The 24508-nt window shown below is 40.9% G+C and carries 26 protein-coding genes; 13 read left to right on the top strand and 13 right to left on the bottom strand.

The annotated features are described in order from the left end of the window. Window positions 1-515 (bottom strand): hypothetical protein (locus tag E0F88_RS33770; protein WP_374756323.1); only part of this gene is annotated, 515 nt, incomplete at its 3' end. 131 nt (window positions 516-646) lie between these two features. Continuing rightward, entirely contained in the window at window positions 647-1480 is an 834-nt protein-coding gene (gene mazG / locus E0F88_RS22940) for a nucleoside triphosphate pyrophosphohydrolase (protein WP_131960627.1), read from the bottom strand. 142 nt (window positions 1481-1622) lie between these two features. Between mazG and E0F88_RS22945 the strand changes: the two genes are divergently transcribed. After that, a complete protein-coding gene (locus E0F88_RS22945) occupies window positions 1623-3470 on the top strand; it encodes an ABC transporter ATP-binding protein (RefSeq protein WP_131960628.1) in 1848 nt (615 codons plus the stop codon). Here E0F88_RS22945 and E0F88_RS22950 read toward each other — a convergent pair whose 3' ends face one another. Next, window positions 3471-3941, bottom strand: a complete 471-nt coding sequence (locus tag E0F88_RS22950; RefSeq protein ID WP_229213880.1) for a PaaI family thioesterase — start codon at window positions 3939-3941, stop codon at window positions 3471-3473. It lies immediately after the preceding gene. A gap of 172 nt (window positions 3942-4113) precedes the next feature. On the opposite strand from E0F88_RS22950, the gene E0F88_RS22955 reads away from it, so the two are divergent. Together E0F88_RS22955 and E0F88_RS22960 are read left to right on the top strand one after the other, a co-directional pair. Continuing rightward, window positions 4114-4911 (top strand): phosphosulfolactate synthase, encoded by a 798-nt coding sequence (locus E0F88_RS22955; RefSeq protein WP_131960629.1) that lies wholly within the window; start codon window positions 4114-4116, stop codon window positions 4909-4911. A gap of 40 nt (window positions 4912-4951) precedes the next feature. Beyond that, on the top strand, window positions 4952-5608 hold the full coding sequence (locus tag E0F88_RS22960) for a DedA family protein (RefSeq protein ID WP_131960630.1): 657 nt from the start codon (window positions 4952-4954) through the stop codon (window positions 5606-5608). 163 nt (window positions 5609-5771) lie between these two features. On the opposite strand, the gene guaB is transcribed toward E0F88_RS22960, so the two are convergent. The 5 genes from guaB to mutY all read right to left on the bottom strand — a co-directional run bounded on the left by guaB (window position 5772) and on the right by mutY (window position 11378). Continuing rightward, window positions 5772-7247, bottom strand: a complete 1476-nt coding sequence (gene guaB / locus E0F88_RS22965) for an IMP dehydrogenase (RefSeq protein WP_131960631.1) — start codon at window positions 7245-7247, stop codon at window positions 5772-5774. Between the two features lie 133 nt (window positions 7248-7380). Next, complete coding sequence (locus tag E0F88_RS22970) at window positions 7381-8766, bottom strand: transporter associated domain-containing protein (RefSeq protein ID WP_131960632.1); 1386 nt, start codon at window positions 8764-8766, stop codon at window positions 7381-7383. Window positions 8767-8936: 170 nt separating this feature from the next. Then, window positions 8937-9341, bottom strand: a complete 405-nt coding sequence (locus tag E0F88_RS22975; RefSeq protein ID WP_131960633.1) for a hypothetical protein — start codon at window positions 9339-9341, stop codon at window positions 8937-8939. 317 nt (window positions 9342-9658) lie between these two features. Continuing rightward, on the bottom strand, window positions 9659-10141 hold the full coding sequence (locus tag E0F88_RS22980; RefSeq protein ID WP_131960634.1) for a single-stranded DNA-binding protein: 483 nt from the start codon (window positions 10139-10141) through the stop codon (window positions 9659-9661). Window positions 10142-10298: 157 nt separating this feature from the next. After that, entirely contained in the window at window positions 10299-11378 is a 1080-nt protein-coding gene (gene mutY / locus E0F88_RS22985) for an A/G-specific adenine glycosylase (protein ID WP_131960635.1), read from the bottom strand. Window positions 11379-11537: 159 nt separating this feature from the next. On the opposite strand from mutY, the gene E0F88_RS22990 reads away from it, so the two are divergent. From E0F88_RS22990 to E0F88_RS23000, 3 genes are all read left to right on the top strand, one after another. Next, a complete protein-coding gene (locus E0F88_RS22990; RefSeq protein ID WP_131960636.1) occupies window positions 11538-11843 on the top strand; it encodes an HU family DNA-binding protein in 306 nt (101 codons plus the stop codon). Window positions 11844-11872: 29 nt separating this feature from the next. Further along, window positions 11873-12712, top strand: coding sequence for a tetratricopeptide repeat protein (locus E0F88_RS22995; protein ID WP_131960637.1), 840 nt, complete (start codon window positions 11873-11875; stop codon window positions 12710-12712). A 266-nt stretch (window positions 12713-12978) separates the two neighbouring features. Further along, window positions 12979-14541 (top strand): Rne/Rng family ribonuclease, encoded by a 1563-nt coding sequence (locus E0F88_RS23000; protein WP_181956107.1) that lies wholly within the window; start codon window positions 12979-12981, stop codon window positions 14539-14541. 33 nt (window positions 14542-14574) lie between these two features. Here the strand turns inward: E0F88_RS23000 and E0F88_RS23005 are convergent, their stop codons facing one another. The 5 genes from E0F88_RS23005 to aat form a co-directional block, all read right to left on the bottom strand. After that, the gene (locus E0F88_RS23005) at window positions 14575-15402 is read right to left on the bottom strand and encodes an enoyl-CoA hydratase-related protein (RefSeq protein WP_131960638.1); all 828 of its coding nucleotides are present in this window, start codon (window positions 15400-15402) and stop codon (window positions 14575-14577) included. A 52-nt stretch (window positions 15403-15454) separates the two neighbouring features. Further along, complete coding sequence (locus tag E0F88_RS23010) at window positions 15455-16543, bottom strand: M20 family metallo-hydrolase (protein ID WP_131960639.1); 1089 nt, start codon at window positions 16541-16543, stop codon at window positions 15455-15457. A 103-nt stretch (window positions 16544-16646) separates the two neighbouring features. After that, complete coding sequence (locus tag E0F88_RS23015; RefSeq protein ID WP_131960640.1) at window positions 16647-17897, bottom strand: glutamate-5-semialdehyde dehydrogenase; 1251 nt, start codon at window positions 17895-17897, stop codon at window positions 16647-16649. Continuing rightward, window positions 17897-18928: a glutamate 5-kinase gene (gene proB, locus E0F88_RS23020; RefSeq protein ID WP_131960641.1), complete on the bottom strand. Its 1032-nt coding sequence runs from the start codon at window positions 18926-18928 to the stop codon at window positions 17897-17899. The genes E0F88_RS23015 and proB overlap by 1 nt, the downstream gene beginning before the upstream one ends. A gap of 121 nt (window positions 18929-19049) precedes the next feature. After that, window positions 19050-19661, bottom strand: coding sequence for a leucyl/phenylalanyl-tRNA--protein transferase (gene aat, locus E0F88_RS23025; protein WP_131960642.1), 612 nt, complete (start codon window positions 19659-19661; stop codon window positions 19050-19052). A 414-nt stretch (window positions 19662-20075) separates the two neighbouring features. Here aat and E0F88_RS23030 point away from each other — a divergent pair, with 414 nt between their 5' ends. The 7 genes from E0F88_RS23030 (at window position 20076) to E0F88_RS23060 (ending at window position 24499) form a co-directional block, all read left to right on the top strand. Further along, window positions 20076-20789 (top strand): GNAT family N-acetyltransferase, encoded by a 714-nt coding sequence (locus E0F88_RS23030; RefSeq protein WP_131960643.1) that lies wholly within the window; start codon window positions 20076-20078, stop codon window positions 20787-20789. 132 nt (window positions 20790-20921) lie between these two features. Continuing rightward, window positions 20922-22121, top strand: coding sequence for an argininosuccinate synthase (argG, locus tag E0F88_RS23035; RefSeq protein ID WP_131960644.1), 1200 nt, complete (start codon window positions 20922-20924; stop codon window positions 22119-22121). A gap of 113 nt (window positions 22122-22234) precedes the next feature. Beyond that, on the top strand, window positions 22235-22462 hold the full coding sequence (locus E0F88_RS23040) for a DUF2281 domain-containing protein (RefSeq protein WP_131960645.1): 228 nt from the start codon (window positions 22235-22237) through the stop codon (window positions 22460-22462). After that, window positions 22455-22865, top strand: coding sequence for a type II toxin-antitoxin system VapC family toxin (locus tag E0F88_RS23045; RefSeq protein ID WP_131960646.1), 411 nt, complete (start codon window positions 22455-22457; stop codon window positions 22863-22865). The genes E0F88_RS23040 and E0F88_RS23045 overlap by 8 nt, the downstream gene beginning before the upstream one ends. A gap of 7 nt (window positions 22866-22872) precedes the next feature. After that, window positions 22873-23859: an N-acetyl-gamma-glutamyl-phosphate reductase gene (argC, locus tag E0F88_RS23050; protein WP_131960647.1), complete on the top strand. Its 987-nt coding sequence runs from the start codon at window positions 22873-22875 to the stop codon at window positions 23857-23859. 47 nt (window positions 23860-23906) lie between these two features. Continuing rightward, window positions 23907-24134, top strand: a complete 228-nt coding sequence (locus tag E0F88_RS23055; RefSeq protein ID WP_131960648.1) for a hypothetical protein — start codon at window positions 23907-23909, stop codon at window positions 24132-24134. Next, on the top strand, window positions 24113-24499 hold the full coding sequence (locus E0F88_RS23060; RefSeq protein ID WP_131960649.1) for a type II toxin-antitoxin system VapC family toxin: 387 nt from the start codon (window positions 24113-24115) through the stop codon (window positions 24497-24499). The genes E0F88_RS23055 and E0F88_RS23060 overlap by 22 nt, the downstream gene beginning before the upstream one ends. The last annotated feature ends 9 nt before the right edge of the window (window positions 24500-24508 follow it).

A 24508-nucleotide genomic window follows, 5' to 3' on the forward strand; every position in this document is an offset into this window, starting at 1 on the left:
ACTTCCGCAACCTCCTGTCTTACTTCCGCAACCTCCTGTCTTACTTCCGCAACCTCCTGTTTTACTTCTGCAACCTCCTGTCTTACTTCTGCAACTTCCTGTTTTACTTCTGCAACCTCCTGTCTTACTTCTGCAACCTCCTGTCTTACTTCCGCAACCTCCTGTCTTACTTCCGCAACCTCCTGTCTTACTTCTGCAACTTCCTGTCTTACTTCTGCAACTTCCTGTCTTACTTCTGAAACCTCCTGTCTTACTTCTGAAACCTCCTGTCTTACTTCTGAAACCTCCTGTCTTACTTCTGAAACCTCCTGTCTTACTTCTGAAATTTCCTGCTTAAACTCCTGCCTTAGCTCAGTAATCTCTTCCTTCACTTTAACAATTTCCTGTCTTACTTCAATAAAACCTTTTCTCGTCTCCACGGTCAGCTTCGCTATTCCATTTGCCACAATCTCAACTTGTTTGCTGTTATCCACGGCTAAGTTCTCTAATTGATCAACGCGGTTTGTCAAATTCATGTGTGTTTGTGTAGAAATTAATGTCAATGAATTTATTGAATCATGAATATCGGAAAGAAAAAAATTGCCTGCAAGTTCTAATCGGGAAACTCTTAAACAAGTGAAATATAACTTCGAACAATTTTGTAAAGCTATATCTTCAGCTCCTTTGCCTTATTCCAATAAACATCCATTTCATTCAATGTCATCTCACCAAGTGCTTTACCATCCGCTTTTGACGCTTCTTCGAGATATTGAAATCTTTTTATAAACTTCTTATTTGTGCGTTCCAAGGCAGTTTCCGGATTTATATCTACAAATCTTGAATAATTTACCAGCGAAAACAACAGGTCTCCGAATTCTCCTTCTGCTTCTTTCTGATCAATTACCTGTTCCGTCTCAATATTGAAATTGTCTTTAAATTCCTGCAATTCCTCCTCCACTTTCTCCCATACCTGCTGTTTTTCATCCCAGTCAAATCCGGCACCGCGCGCTTTTTCCTGAATACGCATTGCTTTTACCAACGCCGGTAAGGAAGCAGGAACACCCGATAAAACCGATTTATTGCCTTCTTTAAGTTTAAGTTTCTCCCAGTTCTGCTTCACTGCTTCCGCTGTATCTGCCACTGCATCGCCGTAAATGTGCGGATGACGGGAAATGAGCTTATCACAGATTCCGTTCAAAACATCTCTTATATCAAATTGGAAAGTACCTTCCGTTTTCGCTTCTGAAGCTATTTTGGCATAAAAAACAATATGCAAAAGTACGTCACCAAGCTCCTTTTTTATTTCAGGCAAATCATTTTCCAGAATAGCATCCGACAACTCGTAGGTTTCCTCGATTGTAAGATGCCGAAGACTTTCCAGGGTTTGCTTGCGATCCCATGGACACTGTTCACGAAGTTCATCCATGATTGTCAACAAACGATCAAAAGCCATTAACTGCTGCTTCCGGCTTTCCGGCAGCGAATCAAAATTCTTTTCCATAAAACAAAGATAGAGAAGTCACAACACGATATAAACAATCAGGTCGCGAAAGTCGGTTATACCTGCTGGTTAGAGATGAAACAGTCAAACGAACTTTTTCTTTACAAAATCGATTTATCCAAAGTCACTAACTAATTATTCATTGCGGAAACCTCCTGTTAAAGAATCTCTTAAACCCAACTCTTCCGGCTCTCAGTCACTAAAAAAGCGCTTTTCTGCTTTACAAAATCTTCCCCGTTTCTTTCGTCTGGTTTGGAAAACCAACAAAACACTTACCATTGGCAACATCTTGTTCCGTTTAATCAAATCGGGCCTGCCGCTGCTTATGCTTTATGTTGGTAAAGAACTAATCGATGAAGTGATCCGGTTAATGGATCACCGAACTGATTCACATCAATATCTCTGGACTTTAGTCGGAACTGAACTGGGCCTGACAATTCTTTCCGACTTACTTAATCGCTGCATAAACCTGTTTGATAGTTTGCTGGGGGATCTGGTTGCTAACAAAACGTCTGTTGATCTCGTGCATCATGCAGCAAAACTGGACCTTTATCAGTTTGAAAACCCCATTTTTTACGATAAACTGGAACGCGCCAGAAGACAAACTTCCGGACGAACCGTGCTGCTGTCGCAAACCCTTGCCCAGATGCAGGACATTGTCACACTGCTTTCGTTGGGAGCCGGTTTAGTCATTTTTAACCCATGGCTGATTTTGATTCTCATTATTGCCGTCATACCCTCCTTTTTGGGAGAAACACATTTTAATGAACGAACTTACTCCCTAACCAGAAGCTGGACACCGGAGCGCAGGGAACTCGATTATCTTCGTTATCTCGGTTCCAGTTCTGAAACAGCAAAAGAGGTAAAGGTTTTTGGCTTGGAAAATTATCTTGCCGACAGGTTCAAATCGCTTTCGGATGAATATTACCTTGCCAACCGCCGGATTTCGATCAGCCGTGCTTCGTGGGGTTATTTCCTCTCCGCTATTGGTACTATTGCTTATTATGGTGCATATGTATTCGTACTCGTACAAACTTTAAGCGGGCTGATTACTGTCGGAACAATGACTTTTCTTTCCGGCTCCTTCCAAAGAATGCATGGTATGCTTCAGGGAATTATGAGCCGGTTTTCCGGAATTGCTGAAAACGCTTTGTATCTGCAGGACCTTTTTGACTTTTTTGAAATCCGGCCAACCATTCTTGCCAATGAAAACGGGAAACTGATTCCAAATCCGGTTAGGAAAGGAATCACTTTTGAAAATGTTGGTTTCAAATATCCTGATACAGAATTCTGGGCTCTGCGAAATCTATCGTTTTCGATTAAGCCGGGTGAAAAATTGGCCCTTGTTGGAGAAAATGGCGCAGGAAAAACAACCTTGGTGAAATTGTTGGCCTGCCTCTACAAACCGACCGAAGGACGTATTCTTATAGATGGTGTTGACTTACTGGATTATCAGCTGGCAGACCTTCGCGCCAATATCGGCATTATTTTTCAGGACTATATCCGCTACGAAATGACGGTGTCAGACAACATTGCAGTAGGAGATATCGAACAGCAAAATGATAGCAAAGCAATTGAAAACGCAGCCAACATGAGCATGGCTTTTGAAGTTGTAGACCATCTTCCTAATAAATTTCAGCAGGTTTTGGGTAAAAGATTTAAAGACGGCACAGAACTTTCGGGAGGACAGTGGCAAAAAATTGCTCTGGCCAGAGCTTACATGCGGGACGCACAGCTTATCGTTTTGGATGAACCTACATCGGCATTGGATGCAAGAGCAGAACATGAGGTTTTTAAACGTTTCACCAGTTTAATTGAAGGGAAAATGGCGGTACTTATTTCTCACCGTTTTTCTACCGTCAGAATGGCTGACAGAATCCTTTTCCTTGAAAATGGCCGGTTAATAGAATATGGTTCGCACGAACAGCTATTAATTCAGGACGGAAAATATGCTGAATTATTTCAACTCCAGGCGCAAGGCTATCTGTGATCAGGATGGAATTTTGAAACTTGTTTGTATCAGGTTACTTGCGCATTTGGCAATAATTTTTCCTTCTTCATTAAATATTACGCCTTCCACATGAATTATATTTCTCCCGGCCCTGATTACCCTGGCGCTCGCTATAATTACCTCACCTAACCGGGCAGCATGTAGAAAATCGCAATTCAGGTTAACTGATGTATAGGCAAATTCCCGTCCCAAAGCGTAAACCATTGTACCGACAACATCATCAAGAATGGTGGAAGCAATTCCGCCGTGCAGAACGCCCAGAGGATTGGTCATGTCTTCTCGCACCGCAAATTCGGTTTCCATACTGCCTTCCTGAATGTCTATCAGCTTCCCATTCAGCCACCTTCCTACGGGTGAGATACTCTCGGTCATATGTTCTCCAATGTACTTTTGCAAAAAAGCAAGTCGTTTATTTTCTATAACCGGTAAAGAATCAGGTTGGTCAATCATCTGAAATGGGAATGTTGCGTTATCTATATTAAAGATCAATATATTTGAAAAATAGTAATTATCATAGATATATCTATGGTTTGGTGTCAATTGTATGGATTTAATTGCTACGTATTAAAGGTTATTGCTACCTTTGCCGGAGTTTTTGCCTGAGTTAACCGTTTACCTTTATATGAATTTTACGCTATCACAAGTTCCTGCCCGCACAGAAAAACCCCGTGAAAAGGGCATTACAATGGTAATGGATAAGGGACTAAGTATCAGGGAGACCGAAGATATGATTTCCACTGCCTCTCCTTTCATTGATATCGTAAAGCTTGGATGGGCGACATCTTTTGTGAGTCAGAATCTTGACGACAAACTTGCTGTTTACAAAAACGCAAATATTCCGGTTTACTTTGGAGGTACTTTGTTTGAAGCCTTTGTAGTAAGAAACCAGTTCGATGACTACCGTAAATTGCTGGATAAGTATGATCTGAAATATGCCGAGGTATCGGACGGTTCCATTGAAATGGCTCAGGATGTTAAATGTGAATACATTCGTACGCTTGCACAACAGGTAACCGTACTTTCGGAAGTAGGATCGAAAGATGAAAATAAAATTATACCTCCTTATAAATGGATTCAGCTGATCAAATCTGAACTTGAAGCCGGGGCGTGGAAAGTGATTGGTGAAGCCCGTGAATCCGGTAATGTTGGACTTTTCAGGGCAAGTGGAGAAGTGCGTCAGGGTTTGGTAGAAGAAATATTGACCGAAATAGCATTTGAAGACATGCTGTGGGAGGCCCCTCAAAAATCACAGCAGGTTTGGTTTGTAAAACTTTTAGGTGCTAACGTTAACCTTGGGAACATCGCTCCTGCTGAACTTATACCACTGGAAACGATTCGACTGGGACTTAGAGGGGATACATTCAATCACTTTCTGAATGCAAAAACAAAGTCGAAATGGAAAATTGATTCGAAATCCTAAACACCCACATTAAACATACAACTATCATCTAATTATAGCAATGGAATTTATTAAGCAGTTTATAGACATCTTCCTTCACCTGGACAAGCACTTGTTCGATATCGTGCAGGAATACGGTACACTTACTTACCTGATCCTTTTTCTGATTGTATTTACAGAAACCGGTTTGGTTATTATGCCTTTGCTGCCAGGAGATTCACTTCTTTTTGCCGCGGGTGCGCTTGCTGCGAATCCGGATACCGGCCTGAATGTCTGGCTGATTATTATCATTTTGATCATCGCTGCACTTTTGGGAGACAATGTCAACTATTTTATGGGTAAAAAGTTTGGCGGAGAAATTAAGAAACGGGAAAGGATTCTTTTTCTAAAAAGAGAATATCTTGAAAAAACGGAGGCTTTCTATGCAAAACATGGTGGCAGCACGGTAATTATGGCTCGTTTTATCCCTATTGTACGTACCGTTGCGCCTTTCGTTGCCGGTGCCGGAAGCATGACTTATTCAAAATACATAACTTTCTGTATTATCGGAGCATTTCTTTGGGTGCCAACGTTAACACTTCTGGGTTACTTCTTCGGAGGTTTTGATATCGTTAAAAATAATTTTGAACTGGTTGTTTTTGCAATCATCGGTTTCTCTATTCTGCCAATGATATTTCAGTTTCTAAAAAGTAAATTCTCGAAACCGACAGTAGCGTAATTAGCTTTTAGCTTACAAATACTTTGGAATCTCCTTATACAAAAAATGCCTCGCGTAACTGCAAGGCATTTTTTGTATAAGGAGATTCTGATACATATATTATCCGTAATCCTAACATCCAGTTCAACAAGCTAAATGCCAATACCTAACAGCTACAACCCAATCAAGCTTTCGAAGAATAATTGGGAGCTTCCTTTTGAATCATGATGTCATGCGGATGACTTTCACGTACACCGGCTGAAGTTATTTTTACAAACTGCGCTTTTTGTAGAGCACCTATATCACCTGCACCGCAGTATCCCATTCCTGCTTTCAACCCGCCTACCATCTGATAGACAATTTCTGAAACTTTTCCTTTGAACGGAACACGGCCGACGATTCCCTCAGGTACCAGCTTTTTCACATCTTCCTCCGCATCCTGAAAATACCGGTCTTTTGAACCTTCTTCCATTGCTTCTACCGACCCCATCCCACGGTAGGACTTAAATTTCCGGCCTTCATAAATAACAATTTCACCAGGAGCTTCATCACTTCCCGCGAGCATAGAGCCAATCATGATCGTGCTTGCACCACCTGCCAGGGCTTTTGTCATATCTCCTGAAAACCTGATTCCGCCATCGGCGATTACGGGAACTCCACTTCCTTCCAAAGCTTTTGCTGCCCACATTACGGCAGTCAGCTGAGGAACACCAATACCAGCGATAATTCGCGTGGTACAAATACTTCCCGGCCCAACCCCTACCTTTACCGCATCAGCCCCGGCTTCTGCTAATGCCAGTGCAGCTTGACCGGTTGCTATATTTCCTGCGATTACATCCAGTTTGGGGAATTTTTGTTTAACCGATTTCAGGGCATCAATTACTCCCTTTGAATGTCCATGGGCTGTATCCAGGCTAATAACATCCACGCCGGCTTTCACAAGCGCTTCAACTCTTTGCAGTAAATCGGCGGTTACGCCAACAGCTGCCCCTACCCGTAACCGGCCATATTCGTCTTTACAGGCATTTGGATGAGATTTCCTCTTTAAAATATCCTTGTATGTGATCAGTCCTGCGAGCCGGTATTGTGCATCTACGATCGGAAGTTTTTCGATTTTATACTCCTGGAGAATTTGTTCCGCGTCATCCAGAGACAAACCATCAGATGCGGTTATCAGGTTATGTTTTGTCATGATCTCTGTTACAGGCTTTGCCATTTCTTTTTCAAAGCGAAGATCTCTGTTGGTCAAAATCCCGATTAATTTATGATCCTTGTCGACTACCGGTATTCCGCCGATTTTAAATTCACGCATGATCTGGTGCGCATCTCCAAGAGTTGCCGTATCCGACAGTGTAATCGGGTCCAGAATCATACCACTTTCCGAACGCTTTACTTTCCGAACCTGCTCAGCCTGGGCCTCCAGACTCATGTTTTTATGAATAATGCCAATTCCGCCTTCCTGCGCCATCGCAATAGCCAAATCAAACTCAGTTACCGTATCCATGGCAGCGGAAACAAGTGGGATGTTGAGTTCAATATTACGGGTAAGCTTTGTTTTTGTAGAAGTGTTGCGAGGCAGAATTTCCGAATACCCGGGGATGAGAAGAACGTCGTCGTAGGTAAGTGCCTCAGAGAGGACCTGGGATGGAGATGTGATCATAGCAAATAATTTATAGTTATTTGCCAGGTAAAATTAAGAAGAAGTTTTGGAGAAATAAAAATGTCCGTAAATCTTTCACGGCGATATGTCATCAAAAAAAAGTTAGAAACTAAATTTAAAAAGTCGAAAAATCTTACGAAACCAGCACTCTCACCTTCTTAATACGCTTTTTATCAGCCGATTGCACTTTAAAAGTAATTTCTTTGTGTGTAGTTATTTCACCGGTTCGCGGTAATCTTGAAAATAATTCCAAAAGCAGCCCGGCAAGCGATTCGCTATTCCCGCGAACTTCGTCAAAATAATCTGTTTCCAGATTTAATAGCCTGCACAAATCATTGATTAGTACCTTTCCCTCAAAGACATAGGTATTTTCATCAACCTGTGTATAGTTTACTTCTTCGTCTTCATCATATTCGTCATTGATATCCCCGAAAATTTCTTCGATAATATCTTCCAGAGTGATCAGCCCGCTTGTTCCTCCATATTCGTCCACAACAATAGCCATGTGCACACGACGGCTCTGGAAATCTTTCATCAGGTCATCCAGCCGTTTGCTTTCGGGGATAAAATAAACCGGACGAATTAATTTCTGCCAGTTGAAATGTTCGTTCAAATGCAAATGCGGAAGCAAATCCTTAACATTTAAAATTCCCTCAATATGGTCCAGATCTTCACGAAAAACAGGAACCCGCGAATATCCCGACTTATTGATTTTATCCATCAGTTCATGGAAATTGGCTTCAATGTCGAATGCTGTAATGTGTAAACGGGCCTGCATCGCTTTCCTCGCATTTGTCTGCCGGAAATTGGCAAGTCCGCGCAAAAGATCCGTTTCCTCTTCACTTTCAGCCTTTGCTTCTAATCTTTCGGTGGATATTTCAGACCCTTCGGGTGTGAGTATGCCAAAAGCAAATCCCATTTTCATGACGGGCTGCGTGAGCGGCTTGCAAACTTTTACCAAAACCCTGGTAACTCCGGCTATTCTCGGGATAAATTCCAGTGCTTTACGTGCACTGTTGTAACGTACAATTGCATCCAGCCAAATCCATAGTACCAGACAACACAGAGCTGTCCACCGGACAATGTTATGCGGATCGTTTTGAAGATAAATCCAGGCGAGTCTTGCGGCCAGAAGCACTGCAAGTAAGGTGACCGCCCTTTGCATGAGTGACAACGTCAACTGCTGGATCCGGTTTGGAAGAAGACTTTCCGTATCGCTTTTTCTTTCCCAGGGATTTTCCATCGCACCCGCAGCAGAATATGCAGCCCGTATGCCAGAGAAAAAAAGAGATAAAATAAAGAGGAAGACTACAAAACTAAGGTCGTAAACCAGGAATTTATTTATTGGGATTTCAAAACCTGCAATAAGCGGAATTCCTTTTACCCAAAAATTATCAGACTTGCAGAAATATTGATTTTCAGACAGATCGTTGCCTGTTAAGAAATTTATCTTTTGGGGATACAGCATCCCCATACGCTTTCGGGGAAGAGGATCTTCATTATCGGTTTTTTCTTTCACAGAAAGTTGGAAAACGTTTGTAATAAGCCATGACAATATAAATGTAACGATTCTGAGCAAAAATTTTATGATATTTTCAGCTGTGTAAAAAAATACAATTTTTCATATCAATATCTTGTTCATAATATTATTGTTCACCCATCTTAAACAGTCCCAAGAAACTTCTTAGCTTAGATATCCTTCTTCTTTCTTTTAGGTTTGCAATCTTTGCAAAAATCTCTAAGATCATCAATTTCTGATAATATCATTACATGTTGCTCCTGTAATCTTACTTCGGCCATTCCCATATTGGTACTTTGCCCTAGTTCGGAAGATTTTACAGCATATTCAGATTGCATATTGTCGTACAACTTCTGATAAAAGGATGGATCCGAAAAAGCCTTTTTGTTTTCATACATTGATTTCCTGAATTTACGGGCAAATAATTCAGCTAAATCAAATTCCGCCTGCGCAAAGTTCAGAAGTTTTTTACTGACAATACTATCAGGAGCTATAATATAGGAAGCATTTCGGTTAAAGGTTGTAGTAACTTTTGAATTAAAATTTTTCGAAAACATAAATTCATAGTTACTCATTTGAAAAGCAAGATTGATCGTACAAGCAGCATAAATAGTATAAATATCTCCGCCAGTTCCTGATCGGGAGGCAGCAAAGTCTGATTCACTAAGTTTATAACTGCCATTCCAATCAAATACAGATTGTCCTGAAACGTTCGAAATAATAAACAGACAGCTTAAAATGCTAATGATATTTCGTTGATAAGCGAAAACTATTCTTTTTTTAAAATTCAGTTTGAAGTTCAAAGTATTAAGAAGTTCTAAATAAGTTACTTAAGTACAAAAATTACCCGTAACATTGTACGGGTAATTAACAGAAAAAAAAATATTTTTTTTTAAAACGGAAGATCGTCATCATCACTTCCAGATGCCATGGAAGGTGGAACCGGATCAGCAGGACGAGGTGTTTGAGCGGGCCTCGGTGCAGATGGCTGAGCGTAACCTTGGGCCTGCCCGCTATTCTCACCACCAGAACCGGATCCCGATGGTCCGCCGAGCAGCGTCATACTATTGGCGCGGATTGTAACGCCCGTTCTTTGCTGCCCTTCCTTATCCGTCCAGCTGTCTGTGCGGATACGCCCTTCAATATAAACCTGATTCCCTTTTTTTAGATATTTTTCGGCCACTTTTGCAAGTCCCTCCCACAATTCGATACGGTGCCATTCGGTGTTATCAACACGTTCACCGCTTTTATTGGTATAACTTTCGGTTGTTGCAATATTAAATTTGGCGACTGCCGAGCCGCTTTCAAGATAACGTACTTCGGGATCAGCCCCCAAATTTCCTATCAGAATAACCTTATTAACACTTCCTGCCATGATTCTTGCTTGTATTAAACTTTGTTGTAGGTTTAAATATAACAGATGTTCCTGTAAAATAGAAGTCAAATATTATTAACAGACGATAATCTTCTTTTTAGGTAACATCATACTTTGGAAATACATCGGTTGATACCTATCCATGAAAGTATCTGCCTCATAAATAATCCTCTTCCCTCAGCACCGTATCCACCAGAATTGGTTTTGGAAGCGAATGGATTTCCTCCGGTGAATAAAAATAAAGTCCTTCCGGCAGATTAATATCAGAATTCATTGGAATATCAACCCACCAAAATCTCACATTAAGCCTTTGATGTGTGAGCAGGTGCTGATAAACTTTCGGGATCTCTCTGATGCGCCCTTTTGAAAGAATATTATACATCACGATGTCATCAAAAAAGACATCGGGTGAATCAACCAGTTCTGTCGATTCAGTCATCAGAAAATCATATAAACCTTTCCAGATGTCCTTTCCTTTACGCTCCTGCATAGCGAGCTGATCACCTTTTTGAAGAATAAAATAATTAAAAAACCTGTTTCGTACGGCCGCTTTTTTTGTTTTGACAGGAAGCTTTGCCTGCATGTCAAACTTAAAAGCATAACAAATATCGTTAAAGGGACAAACCTTACAATCCGGAGCAACGGGAACACACTGAAGCGCTCCAAATTCAATCATCGCCTGGTTGTATGTAGCTGGATCTTCGTGTGAGACAAGCTGAACTGCAACTGCAGCAAATTCCTTTTTCCCTTCATTACTAAGTGTGTCCGTAAATATGCCAAACAACCTCGCCATTACACGATACACATTTCCGTCAATGGCAGGAATGGCCTCACCAAAAGCAAAAGATGCAATTGCGGCGGCCGTGTAATTTCCAAGACCTTTCAGTTTCGCCAGCTGCACAGCCGTTTGCGGAAATTTCCCCTCAAATTCAGCAACGATCTGCCTGGCCGTGAAATGCATATTACGTGCTCTGGAATAATATCCCAGCCCCTGCCAAAGCCGGAGCACATCCCGTTCGTCCGCAGCGGCCAGGTCAAAAACGGTGGGATAGTCCGATATAAATTTTTCATAGTATGGTGTACCCTGCGCAACGCGTGTCTGCTGCAGAATAATTTCCGATAACCAGATTTTATACGGGTCAGATGTTTGCCTCCAAAGCAGTGGCCGGTGATTTTGAAGATACCATGATTTCAGTTTTTTATTAAAATCAAATACCTGTAAATGATCAGATAGCATAACGTTTTTACTTATGTACACTGTTTTTTAACCGATTATAAAAAAAATGAAAATGCCATCCTTTTAAATTAAGGTAAAAATAGCGTACCTTTGTGTTCCCAAAATTTAGAGGAGCAAGTAAATAAATGAAATAATATCCACTTAAAGTAAACAATCAAAGTGACTAAGGCAGACGTAATCGCACAAATTTCTGAGAAAACAGGCGTAGACAAGGGCGATGTTCAACAAACGCTAGAATCGTTTTTCACCGTGGTAAAGGACTCGCTGTCGGATGGTGAGAACCTTTATGTAAGAGGTTTTGGTAGCTTCATTAATAAAAAACGTGCACGTAAAGTTGCCCGTAATATCTCGAAAGGAACTTCAATGATCATTGACGAGCATTTTGTACCAAGCTTCAAACCTGCCAAAGTTTTTGTTGAACAGGTAAAGGAAAGTGACAAATTGAAACTTGTCGCAGAAAAGTAATTGCCTATTACAGGTTTGGTTATAACAGTATGAAAAAATCCATCATTCTTTCTTGTGTATTAGCAGTGGCTTTGGTTGGCACCTTATTCAGTCTTCCAAAGGTTGTTGTTAATAATAAAGGAAAAGAAATGGAAACTGAGAAGGCCCAGACGGAAGAGGCTTCAAAGGCACCGTCTGAGACCCCTGCAAATTCGCACGATGGAGCCACTTTTACTCCTGAACAGCAAAAGATCGTTGATCAGCTTAGAAGTGGCTTCGTTCTTGCAAAAGAAAGTGAAAAAGCGGCTGCCGGTTTGAAACTATCAGATAAGTTTGCTCAGCTTCAAAAATTTGACAGTGCAGCTTTTTATGCTGAAAAAGTAGCTCTTTTGTCTCCAACCGTTGAAAATCTGGTTCGGACAGGAGATCGTTATTATGAGGCATACGGTTTTGCGGTAGATGATCAAAAGGCAAAAAACCTTGGCATCAAAACCCGAGAATATTACCAGAAAGCAATTGATAAAAATCCGGGTTTGCTCGCTGCAAAAGCCAACATGGCTATGACTTATGTAAACACAGAAAACCCGATGCAGGGAATTCTGATGCTTCGTGAAGTGATAGATACGGATCCTACCAATGAACTGGCTTTGTTCAATTTGGGTATTTTGTCCATGCGTTCAAACCAATACAGTAAAGCAGCCGACAGGTTTAGACAAATCCTGACTAACAATCCTGCTAATACCAAAGCGAAATTCTATTTAGGATTAACATTGGTTGAACTGGGTAATAAAGAGGAAGCACGTAAAGTACTTTCAGAGGTTAAAAAGGAAGAGAAAGATCCTGTAATCCAGCAAGCAATTGGCGAACTGGAAGGTCGGCTGAACAATTGACGAACAAAATTTAAGAATACAATTATTTATTTATAAACGATATATTTATGCCTTGCGGAAAAAAAAGAAAGAGACATAAGATCTCCACTCATAAGAGAAAGAAACGCCTTAGAAAAAACAGACATAAGAAGAAATAATTGGTAAATGACCGGATTTATGCTAAATTGATCCGGTCATACCATCTTCACCCTGTTGTGTTGCCCGGATTTCTTGTATAACCGGGAGGTCAAGTATTAACTTTATATAGCCATTCAGTTGGTTGAACATTGAGTAACGAATTACTAATCAATTCTACTCAAAAGGGAGAACGTATAGCCCTTTTGCAGGATAAACGTCTTTTAGAATATCACGTTGAAACACCGGATCAAAGCTTTACCGTAGGTGACATCTACCTTGGTACAGTGAGGAAACTTGTGGCAGGGCTAAATGCAGCCTTTGTAGACGTGGGATTTGAGAAAGATGCTTTTTTGCATTACCTCGATTTAGGGCCGAACATCAATTCTCTTAACAAAATAACCAAAGACGTTATATCCAAACGCGTTAATTCAGGCAAATTGAGTAACTTCAAGATGGAGCCTGAAATTGAAAAGTTAGGAAAAATTGACAAAGTTCTTTCGAAGAATCAGCCAATCCTGGTTCAGATTGTGAAGGAACCTATCTCTACAAAGGGTCCCCGCCTGTCCTGTGACATTTCCATTGCAGGACGTTATATCGTGCTTGTTCCCTTTTCCAACTCTGTTAACCTTTCAAAAAAGATTACAGATAAACAGGAAAGAAACCGCCTTCAGCGGCTGATGTCTTCCATTAAACCTGCAAACTTCGGTGTGATTATCCGTACCGTAGCAACAGGAAAAGATGTTGACGAGCTGAATAAGGATCTTCAGGACTGTCTGGATAAATGGGAAAACGGGATTAAAACGCTTCGCGATGCCAAACCACGGGACCGCGTGATAGGTGAAATGAACCGTGCCTCTTCAATCATTCGCGACATGTTAAACGAATCGTTTGACAGTATTACGGTTGATTCAAAAGAAGTTTACGACGACATTAAGGCGTACATTCACAATATTGCTCCGGATAAAGAGAATATTCTTAAACTGCATAATGGCAAGAATAAGATATTTGAACAATTCGGTCTTGAAAAACAGATCAAAGGTCTTTTTGGACGTTCGGTCAGTCTGCCTAACGGTGGTTACCTGATCATTGAACATACCGAAGCTCTGCACGTTATCGACGTAAACAGCGGTAACAAATCAAATTCTGAGGAAGACCAGGAAGCTACCGCTTTGAGTGTCAACCTGGAAGCAGCCAAAGAAGTAGCACGCCAGTTGCGTTTACGTGATATGGGTGGTATCATTGTCGTGGATTTTATCGATATGAAGAAAGCGGAAAATAAACGCGTTCTTTTCGATACTATGCGTGATGAGATGAAGGGAGACAGATCTAAATACACGGTTCTGCCACTTTCTAAATTCGGTTTGCTGCAAATTACACGTCAGCGTGTAAGACCGGAAATGAACATTGTTACCCGTGAAACCTGCCCTACCTGCGGCGGTACCGGTACGATTCAGGCAAGTATTCTTGTTTCCGATGTAATCGCTAACAATCTGGATTACATTTTAACCAAACAAAACGAAAGAGGAATCACCATTTCTCTTCATCCGTTCCTGCATTCTTTCTTTACCAAAGGACTTATATCTGAACAGGTAAAATGGCTTTTTCAATATAAAACCTGGGTAAAGCTAATTAAAGATACTTCGCTGGGAGTGGTTGACTTCAAATTCCATAACCGCTACGGAGAGGAAATCGAAATTGTTCCGGGAAATTGATTAGCTGTTAACTAAAAAAAAGCCTTCTTGTGCTTATCTACCTTTCCAAACCGGATTTCTTTTCTGTTTAAAAGCCAGAGCACCTTCTTGTGCGTCTTCAGATTCAAGAAGTTTATCCAGTTGACTTTTCAGGTAACTGTGATGTTCGATTTTTGGAATATTGCTTAGATTTTGACAGGCTTCCATTCCTGATTGAATGGCGTAGGGAGCATTGTTACATATGGTTTTAGCAAGAACCTTTGCTTCCCAGGAAATTTTCTCAAGATCAATTATACTGGTAATCAAACCCATTCCCAGGGCTTCATTTGCATTATAACTTCTTCCGGTTATAGCCATTTCCAGAATTTTTCGACTGGGAATAATTGGCATTAATGACGCCATTACCTGCATTGGCCAAATCCCCCTTTTTACTTCGGGCAAGCTGAAGGTCGCTTCCGGAACACTTAAAACAAAATTACATCCGCAGATCAGCAAAAATCCTCCTGCAAGAACAGGGCCTTCGACTACCGCAATGCTGGGTTTTAAAAGCTGAGCAAAAGCATCACCCAATCTAATCTCCTGATTTGGCACAGGCAAATTATGATTTACAGTATCCGCAATTGCATCATGAAAGGCATTTAAATCAGCACCTGCACAAAAAACAGGTCCTTTTGCATCAAGTATTACACAACGCACGTGTGGATGATGGTGTGCATAAGCAAGAGAAAAAGTGATTTCCGCAGCCATGGTCGGTGTAAACGCATTACGTTTTTCCGGTCTGTTTAGTGTGATCCTAAAGATATGGTCTTCCAGTGATGTTTGGATAAACAGCAACGGTATATCGTCGAACTTTTCAACATCCTGTTTTGTATAAAACTGCATATCTGTAAGATTTCTACTGCTGACTTAATATCCTTCCTTCACTAATTCGTCCCTATAATTTTAACACCTCTTCCAACATGGCAATATACTGCACAATTCCCTCTTCAATTTCCCACAAATAAATAAACTCATCCGCACTATGGGAGCGCCCGGAATGACCTGGCCCCATCTTTAATGACGGACAGTCGAGCAGTGCCTGATCAGATGTTGTTGGCGAACCATAAGCGCTTCGTCCCATCCGCAAGCCTGCCTGCACAATGGGATGTTCCATAGGAATACTCGAAGGTCTTAAACGAATCGAACGTGCATTTACTTCCGATTCCACATGTTCCTGAATGACATCTATGATTTCTTCAAGTGTATATTGATCAGTCGCCCGAACATCAATCGTAAACGTGCAAACATCCGGCACTACATTATGCTGTGTCCCGGCATTGATGATCGTAACGGACATTTTTACCGGCCCTAAGGTCGGAGAAACCTTTGGAAACTGATAGCGGGTAATCCAGCTGATATCCTTTAACGCTTTATAAATTGCATTGTCTCCTTCTTCCCTCGCTGCATGTCCGGATTTTCCCTTTGCTGTACAATCCAGCACCAGCAATCCTTTTTCCGCAACTGCAAGCTGCATATCGGTAGGCTCTCCCACTATTGCAAAGGAAATCTCAGGTAATTCAGGTACCACAATTTCCAGACCTTCTTTACCTGAAACTTCTTCCTCTGCTGTTGCTGCTATCACAATATTGTATGCAAGATCTGCACGATCATAAAAATAACAAAACGTAGCTATCAGCGAGACCAGGCAACCTCCTGCATCATTGCTACCCAACCCAAACATTTTTTGGTCCTGAACCAGTGCTTCGAAAGGATCCAGCGTCCAGGATTTATTTGGTTTTACCGTGTCATGATGAGAATTCAAAAGCAAAGTTGGCCTGCTCGCATCAAAATGAAGATTATAAGCCCAGATGTTATTTTTCTTTCGCTGGAAAGGAATATTTTTTCTTTTAAAAAAAGCTTCAATTAAAAGCGCTGTATCATCTTCTTCTCTACTGAATGACTGTGTTTCGATCAGCTGTTTTAGAAGAACAATTGCCTCACTGGTCAATATTTTTATATTTTTAATGGCTGCCAATGTGTCCATAACGGGTGGGTTATTCTCAGATTATTTTGCGCAAAGGTATGAAAAAAGGGAGTCGTACCGATCAGCACAACTCCCTTAGAATTCAATTAGAAATTTCAGTCAGTTACCATCTTACCTGACCATCACCCCTGACAACCCATTTTTCGGTAACCAGTTTTTCCAACGCAAACGGGCCGCGTGCATGTAGTTTTTGTGTGGAGATACCAATTTCCGCTCCCAGGGCAAATACACCGCCATCGGTAAAGCGTGTTGAGGCATTTGCATAAACAGCAGCCGCATCAACTTCATTAAGGAAGGTTTCAATCGCCTCAGCATCACGGGAAATAATTGCTTCCGAATGACGGGAGGAATGATTTCTGATATGCTCCAATGCTTCATCAAGTCCGTTTAAAACCCTTACAGAACATTTATAGTCAAGAAACTCCCTTCCGAAATCTTCCGGCTGCGCCTTTTTCAGGAAAGGATATTCTGCTTTTTGAAAGATACTGAAAGACGTTTCATCGGCAAAAACCTCCACGTTCCATTTTACAAATTCTTCTTTTAGCTTTGGTAAAAATGCTTCCGCAACAGCAGCATCAACCAAAATCGTGTCAAGCGAATTACACACCGAAGGACGGGAAACCTTAGCATTTACTACAATATTCGCAGCCTTATCCAGATCTGCGGTTTTTTCTACATAGGTATGGCAAACGCCTGCACCCGTTTCAATTGTAGGAACCCGTGAATTCTCCCGGACATATTTAATCAGGCTTTCGGAACCTCTCGGAATAATAATATCAACATACTTGGTTGCAGTTAGCAATTCACTCACAAATCCCCTTCCTGTTGGCAATAAATTTACCGCTGCACGATCAACATCAGCTTCTTCCAGACTTTCATGAATGAGGCTTACGAGATAGCTGTTGGAAAAATGAGCTTCCTTTCCTCCTTTTAAAACACAGGCATTGGCTGAGCGAAGGCAAAGTGCGGCAACGTCCAATGTTACATTTGGCCGGGATTCATAAATAACACCCACGACGCCTAGCGGGACCGCAATTTTCCGAAGAGAAAGTCCCTGCTCGATCGTCTTTTCGAGCAGCACTTCTCCGGTTGGATCGGGTAAAGAAGCAATATCCTTCAAACTTTGGACCAGACCTTTTATCCTGCCTTCATTTAATAGGAGACGATCCTTTTTGGGATCTGCATCATCCATCAATTCGAGATCCTTTTGATTTTCTTCAATGATCCGATTCGTATTTGACAAAACTTTTTCAGAAAGTGAAATCAGCAAATCAGCACGTTGCTGGCCTGATAATTTCCTGACTGTACTTGCCGCTTCCTGCGTAGCTTTTAAAAGTGGTATGATGGATTCCATTATAATAGTACTATATCGTTGGCATGTGCCACTTCAAAATTCAGTGTCTTCAAATTCTCTTTAATTGCAACCGAGGTTTCTCTGGCGCGGGCAACGGCAATCATTTCCTGGTCGGGAGAATATATTTCGATGATCTCGCCGGCTTCAAACTCGCCTTCCACTTCCGTAACACCAACGGCCAAAAGACTTTTCCTTTTTAGCAAAGCTGTTGATGCCCCTTCATCGATCTGCAGTCTGCCTGAAACAAGTCCGCCGCTTCCCAGCCACCTGTTTCTTGCCGAAAGGGTGCTTTTTCCTGCGCCAATTACGGTTCCGGCATTTCCTTCCAAAGCAAGCAAAAGTTCATCCTGCTGATTCATTCCAAAAATGACAACCCTGATTGCCATACGCGCAGCCAGTTTCGCAAAGGTCAGCTTGGACGCCATACCGCCAAGACCAAGAAAGGATTTGTCAGTACGTACAAACTTAAAAACCTCATTGACATTGGATACGTTCCTCAGGATTTTTCCGTGCTCATCAAGCAAGCCACCGACAGAGGTACAAAACATCAAAGATTCCGCCCCAAATCCGACTGCCAGTAAAGTTGCCAGTTCGTCATTGTCCGAAAACTTCAGTTCCCGGTCACTGACAACGTCGTTTTCATTCACAATCGGAATAATGTTGTTTGCCCAGAGTTCTTCAAATGTTTCTTTTAATTGTAAAAACTTTGGACGGTTCGCAAAGTGCTGACGCTCGCAGAGGCTTTGGGCAATGTAAATATTATTTGGGGCAAAATAGTTTGCATACAACCCTACCAGTAACGGATTACCTACCGAAGCCGCAGCCTTACGCTGAGTCATCGTTCCTTTATAATCCTGTATGTAAGCTTTACCAGCTCCAACTGCACCGGATGAAACAATGATGATTCTATAATCGGCATGAATCGCTGAAACCTGTCTTGCGATTTCAGCAATGATCCTGACGTCGGGCTCACCGGAAGGAAGCGTAATAGACGCGGTCCCGAATTTTATAACAAGTATTGGCTTTGACACTTTGGGTATTCAGTAAACGAAATGCATTCGGTGACGCACCTCTTAAATCAATTTTGTGCCAAAATTAATTTATTTCAGACACAAAGGGCAGATAAGTTTGTACTATTGACAGGAAGAAGGTTTAAAAATGATCCCCGAGAAAGGTAGGATCAAATTTCACCTTTTGGGTTAAAGCCTCCTGAAGACGGGTGATGTATTCCGTCTGAGGAATTTCAATGGCTCCGTACCGAAGCACATTGTCATTAATAAACTGCGTATCAAGAAGTGAAAATTTATTAAAACGCAAGATCTCGATCAGATAGTAAAAAGCGGTTTTGGAAGCGTTGCTTTCTCTCGAAAACATCGATTCACCAAAGAATACGCCGTTTATTGAAACACCGTATAGGCCACCAGCCAGCTTACCGTCACGCCAGGCTTCCACACTGTGGGCGTATCCAAGTTGGTGCAGAGCAGTATAAGCAGAAATAATTTCTTCCGAAATCCAGGTACCTTCCTCAGCGGATCTTGGCGCGGAACAACCACGCATCACTTCCTCAAAATTAAAGTTTACCCGTATCTCAAATACTTTTTTATTTAAAACAGGCCTCAGCGATTTAGAAGGCTTATAAGTTTTGATAGGAATAATCGCTCTGGGATCCGGAGAATACCAGTAAATGGTACCATCCGCTTCTGCCATAGGGAAGATTCCGTTCATATAGCCATAAAGAAGGTCGTCTGTGCTTAATTCTGACATTGGACTATGATTGATCTGCTTTTTCAAACTTTTAAACAGATAAACCAAATATAGTTAATCAGAAACTTTTGCCCAATCGCTGCGTCTAAAACCCACGTTATTACACTTCTGATCTCAAATTATTTTCATCAAAGCTGAACTATAAAAATATATGCACTGTTTCTTTGTCATAATAATATTTTTTGCAAAATTTGCATCCTCTTAGACGACCAACAAAGTAAATGAATAGCAACGGCATACATACTGTTCTTCATACTACACCTTTCAGGTTTAGGTCCCCCAGGACCGTCTAACTCTATTTTGCCTACGTGGTAAAACTTTCCCCGCCTTTTTTATTAAATTTTTGAAACGTCCCATCGTAATTTTCTGGGGATTTAATTTTTGTTTCGAACAATTTTTGCAGTCTAGCCATCAATGAAAAATACCGAAGTAGTAGTGGGCAGTAAGTTTATTATACAAACTGCCAATGAAAATCATCTCCATTTTGCAGAAACAATTTGTGCAGAAATGGAAGAGAGTGCCAAAAAACGTGGCACTGGTATAGCCAAACGTTCTCCTGTTTATATCATGGAAAAAATGGTGGAGGGAAAAGCAATTATTGCAACCACCGATACCGACGAATGGGTAGGCTTTTGTTACATAGAGACATGGGAACATGGAAAATTTGTAGCTAATTCCGGCCTGATCGTTCACCCTGATTTCAGAAACAGCGGAATGGCAAAGGCAATTAAACAAAAGGCCTTTGAACTTTCACGTAAGAAATATCCGGATGCCAAGATAATAGGCATCACGACCAGCCTCCCGGTGATGAAAATCAATTCGGATCTTGGTTATGAACCGGTTACTTTTAGCGAATTACCTGCGGACGATGCGTTCTGGAAGGGATGTGGCAGCTGTGTGAATTACGACGTACTAACCCGTACTGGCAGAAAACACTGTCTTTGCACCGGTATGATGTACAACCCGGAAGAACATAAAAAAACAGAAGCTCAGCCTGAAAAGGATACCTGGGACTTTTTGAAGGAATCCAGCCTGTATGAGCGTTGGATGCGTATCAAACAACGCATTTTATTGCGAAGGGAAGAACGCGCCAAAAAGAAAAACGCCGAGGCTGTGCTTGTACACTAGTACCTGCATTCATTTACAGATTACTTATATCTTTTAAATACCTCGCCCGGCAGCCCGAAAAGCCCGATGCGAGGTATTTTTTTGTTTCTTTGTAGTTCCAATTTAAAAGTCAATAAGAACATATATTCCATAATGTCACAGCCAAAAGTAGTATTAGCGTTTAGCGGAGGATTGGATACCTCGTTTTGTGTAAAATATTTAGCCGAAGACAAAGGCTATGAAGTTTATTCTGTCCTGGTGGATACAGGCGGTTTTTCAGATGAGGATCTGAAAACAATTGAAGCTAATGCTTATTCCCTTGGTGTGAAAAAGCATGCTACAATTTCTAAAACAGCGGATTATTACAACGACTGTATCAAATATCTGATTTTTGGAAACGTACTTAAAAACAATACTTACCCCCTGTCTGTAAGTGCTGAACGTGTTTTTCAGGCAGTCGCTGTTGCTGAATATGCAAAAGAAATTGGTGCTACCGCTATTGCGCATGGAAGTACCGGTGCCGGAAATGATCAGGTTCGTTTTGATATGGCTTTTCGTATCATCATTCCGGAGGCAGAAATCATTACGCCGATCCGTGATCTAAAACTTTCGCGTGAGGCAGAAATTGAATACCTGACAAAAAAAGGCGTTGGCCGCGAATGGGCTAAGGCTGCATATAGTATCAATAAAGGACTTTGGGGAACTTCGGTTGGAGGAAAAGAAACTTTAACTTCTGAAAAGTATCTTCCGGAAGAAGCTTGGCCAACACAGGTTTCTAAAACTGAACCTGAAACCATCACCCTGGAATTTGTTGAAGGTGAATTAAAAAGTGTTGCCGGTGAAACTTTTGACGATCCGGTTCATGCAATTCAAAAACTGGCAGCGATAGCACAGCCATTCGGAATTGGCCGTGATATCCACGTAGGTGATACGATCATTGGTATCAAAGGTCGCGTCGGTTTCGAAGCTGCGGCTCCTTTGATCATCATCAAAGCGCATCATACACTTGAAAAACACGTTTTGAGCGAGCAACAGCTTTACTGGAAAGAACAACTTTCTAATACTTATGGGACTCTTCTCCACAAAGGCCAGTTCGTTGAGCCGGTTATGCGTAATATTGAAGCGTTCTTATCTGATACACAGTCTCATGTAACCGGAAAAGTACATGTTCATCTTGCTCCATACCGCTTCTACGTAGAAGGAATTGAATCTCCATTTGATTTGATGTCTTCGAAATTTGGAAGTTATGGTGAAATGAACAACGCCTGGACAGGAGACGACGTAAGAGGATTCTCAAAAGTTGCTTCGAACCAGGTGATGATCTATCAGAAGGTAAGCGAGAGTAATGATTAAGGGTTAGAGGTTAGTGGCAATGATTGGAAAGTGAAAAAATCAAGTATTGCTAGAAAGTAATTTCCATAATGGATTAAAACGTATTTCAGCAATATTTTCTAAATACTTTTAAGATGAGCAAGAGCGAACTTCAAAATGAGATTGTAAAAGCAACTGAAGAATTACCGGAATCGCTGGTAAAGGAAATTCTTGATTTTGCAGAATTCTTGATAAACAAGCAAGCAAAATTGTCTAATGAACAAATAAGATTGGAACTAGACGGCTTGTCTCAATCTGAAATCTCTCACTTAGAAGAAGAATTCACCGGATATAAATTAGCTTATCCCAAAATAAATGACTGACATTCCTCGGGAATATGTAGCCGATACTATGGCGGTAGTAATTTGGTTAGAGCAAAGAAAATTACCGCTTACAGTTACCGAAATATTTGAAATGTCAAATCATATTGATAGTAAAATATCAATTTGGATTCCTGCTATTGTCTTGGCAGAAATTGGATATTTGTTTGAAAAGGGAAGAATTGAAACTTCGCTTACAGATGTCCAGGCGCTAATAGCATTTAATAAGAGATTTAAAATAGCTGATCTGACAAATGACATTATTCTCAAATCTCTTGAAATAAAAGATATTCCGGAGTTGCACGATCGGCTGATTGCCGGAACGGCATATACATTTAATTGCCTGGTGTTAACAAATGATCCTAAAATTGAAAAATCGTCATTTGTAAAAACAATCTTGAAATGAACAAATTATGGACAATAAAATAAATATAGGCATCATTGGTGCTGCAGGATATACAGGAGGAGAACTACTAAGAATTGTCATTAACCATCCGAACGTAAATATTGCCTTTGCACATAGTAAAAGCCAGATCGAGAAACCGGTTTATGCTACGCATACAGATTTATTGGGTGATACGGAACTGACTTTTTCGGGAGAAGATATTCAAACGCTTTTGAATCAGCAGGATTTACAGGCGATTTTCCTTTGTTCCGGACATGGAGAATCGAAGAAGTTTTTGACTGAATATCAAGTTCCTGAAACATTAAAAATCATAGACTTGAGTACCGATTTCCGGGATGAGTCGAATGGTTTTACTTATGGCTTGCCTGAACTTCAGAAAGAAACCATCAGAGGTGCGACTAAAATTGCTAATCCTGGCTGCTTCGCGACGAGTATTGAGCTGGCGATTTTACCGTTGGCGAATGCTGGTTTGTTGAAGGACGATGTTCATGTAAGCGCCGTGACAGGAAGTACCGGAGCAGGTCAGTCGCTGAGTGCAACAACACATTTTTCATGGAGAAATAATAACCTGTCGATCTACAAGGCATTCAGTCACCAACATTTGACTGAAATAAAAATGAGCCTGAAGAAATTACAAGCTGGTTTTGACAATTCGGTGAATTTCGTTCCGTATCGTGGTGATTTTACCCGTGGAATTATGGCTAATGTTTACACGCCTTATTCAGGAACAATTGAAGAAGCGAAAGAATTATATAAAAACTATTACGCTGAACATCCTTTTACGCATGTAAGCGATTCGCCTATTGATGTGAAACAAGTCGTTAATACCAATAAATGTTTTATTCATTTGGAGGTACATGAAGGTCAATTGTTGATCAGCAGTATCATTGATAATTTAACAAAAGGTGCATCTGGACAAGCCGTTCAAAACCTGAACCTGATCTTCGGATTACCGGAAGATGCTGGATTAAGGTTAAAGGCTCCTTCTTTTTAAGAAATTTTTACTTTTGCAAGAAGTTGAAATGATTAATTTTCATTATTATGAACGATTTACTTCTGGCCTATAACCAGCTCGATGAGATTCAGCGGAGGCAATTAATTGCTTATGCAGATACCTTGTTGGCACAACAGAAAGCTAAGCAGTCAGAGGGAAACCTCGCAGTATGGAAAGACAAAATTAAGTCTGTTTCAATTTGGAGCGATAATGAAATTAAGATTATTGAAGAAAGTAGCAAAAAATTGAATCAATGGGAAATTCCGGAATGGTAATCGATACCGGTATATTCATTGAATATCTCAGGAAACAAGATAAGTCAAAAACTATTTTAGCGTCATTACCAAACAACACGGTGCTTTTTGTATCAGCAGTAACTGTTTATGAACTAATGATGGGAGCAACCGATTTGCAAAAGAAAAGTGACGTTGAAATATTACTGGATGGTGTATCCGTGTTGCCATTTACAGCCGAAGTTTCATTAAAAGCTGCTGAAATTTATCATAGCCTGCGAAGGCAAAATTTGTTGATTGAGTTTCGGGATATTTTCATCGCAGCAACCGCGTTAACTTTTCAATTACCTGTAAAGACCTTAAATCAAAAACATTTTCAGAGAATCGATTTTTTGGAATTGATCTGATAAACAAAT

The organism is Dyadobacter psychrotolerans (assembly GCF_004349265.1).
In the GTDB taxonomy this organism is placed as follows: Bacteria; Bacteroidota; Bacteroidia; order Cytophagales; family Spirosomataceae; genus Dyadobacter; species Dyadobacter psychrotolerans.

Coding starts and splice junctions, on each gene's coding strand:
- E0F88_RS23040 (WP_131960645.1), top strand. CDS start 22,235: ATGAGCAAGAGCGAACTTCAAAATGAGATTGTAAAAGCAACTGAAGAA.
- guaB (WP_131960631.1), bottom strand. CDS start 7,247: ATGATCACATCTCCATCCCAGGTCCTCTCTGAGGCACTTACCTACGAC.
- E0F88_RS23030 (WP_131960643.1), top strand. CDS start 20,076: ATGAAAAATACCGAAGTAGTAGTGGGCAGTAAGTTTATTATACAAACT.
- E0F88_RS22950 (WP_229213880.1), bottom strand. CDS start 3,941: ATGATTGACCAACCTGATTCTTTACCGGTTATAGAAAATAAACGACTT.
- E0F88_RS22955 (WP_131960629.1), top strand. CDS start 4,114: ATGAATTTTACGCTATCACAAGTTCCTGCCCGCACAGAAAAACCCCGT.
- argG (WP_131960644.1), top strand. CDS start 20,922: ATGTCACAGCCAAAAGTAGTATTAGCGTTTAGCGGAGGATTGGATACC.
- E0F88_RS23055 (WP_131960648.1), top strand. CDS start 23,907: ATGAACGATTTACTTCTGGCCTATAACCAGCTCGATGAGATTCAGCGG.
- E0F88_RS22960 (WP_131960630.1), top strand. CDS start 4,952: ATGGAATTTATTAAGCAGTTTATAGACATCTTCCTTCACCTGGACAAG.
- E0F88_RS22995 (WP_131960637.1), top strand. CDS start 11,873: ATGAAAAAATCCATCATTCTTTCTTGTGTATTAGCAGTGGCTTTGGTT.
- E0F88_RS23010 (WP_131960639.1), bottom strand. CDS start 16,543: ATGGACACATTGGCAGCCATTAAAAATATAAAAATATTGACCAGTGAG.
- argC (WP_131960647.1), top strand. CDS start 22,873: ATGGACAATAAAATAAATATAGGCATCATTGGTGCTGCAGGATATACA.
- E0F88_RS23005 (WP_131960638.1), bottom strand. CDS start 15,402: ATGCAGTTTTATACAAAACAGGATGTTGAAAAGTTCGACGATATACCG.
- E0F88_RS22980 (WP_131960634.1), bottom strand. CDS start 10,141: ATGGCAGGAAGTGTTAATAAGGTTATTCTGATAGGAAATTTGGGGGCT.
- E0F88_RS23045 (WP_131960646.1), top strand. CDS start 22,455: ATGACTGACATTCCTCGGGAATATGTAGCCGATACTATGGCGGTAGTA.
- E0F88_RS23060 (WP_131960649.1), top strand. CDS start 24,113: ATGGGAAATTCCGGAATGGTAATCGATACCGGTATATTCATTGAATAT.
- aat (WP_131960642.1), bottom strand. CDS start 19,661: ATGTCAGAATTAAGCACAGACGACCTTCTTTATGGCTATATGAACGGA.
- mutY (WP_131960635.1), bottom strand. CDS start 11,378: ATGCTATCTGATCATTTACAGGTATTTGATTTTAATAAAAAACTGAAA.
- E0F88_RS23015 (WP_131960640.1), bottom strand. CDS start 17,897: ATGGAATCCATCATACCACTTTTAAAAGCTACGCAGGAAGCGGCAAGT.
- mazG (WP_131960627.1), bottom strand. CDS start 1,480: ATGGAAAAGAATTTTGATTCGCTGCCGGAAAGCCGGAAGCAGCAGTTA.
- E0F88_RS22975 (WP_131960633.1), bottom strand. CDS start 9,341: ATGAGTAACTATGAATTTATGTTTTCGAAAAATTTTAATTCAAAAGTT.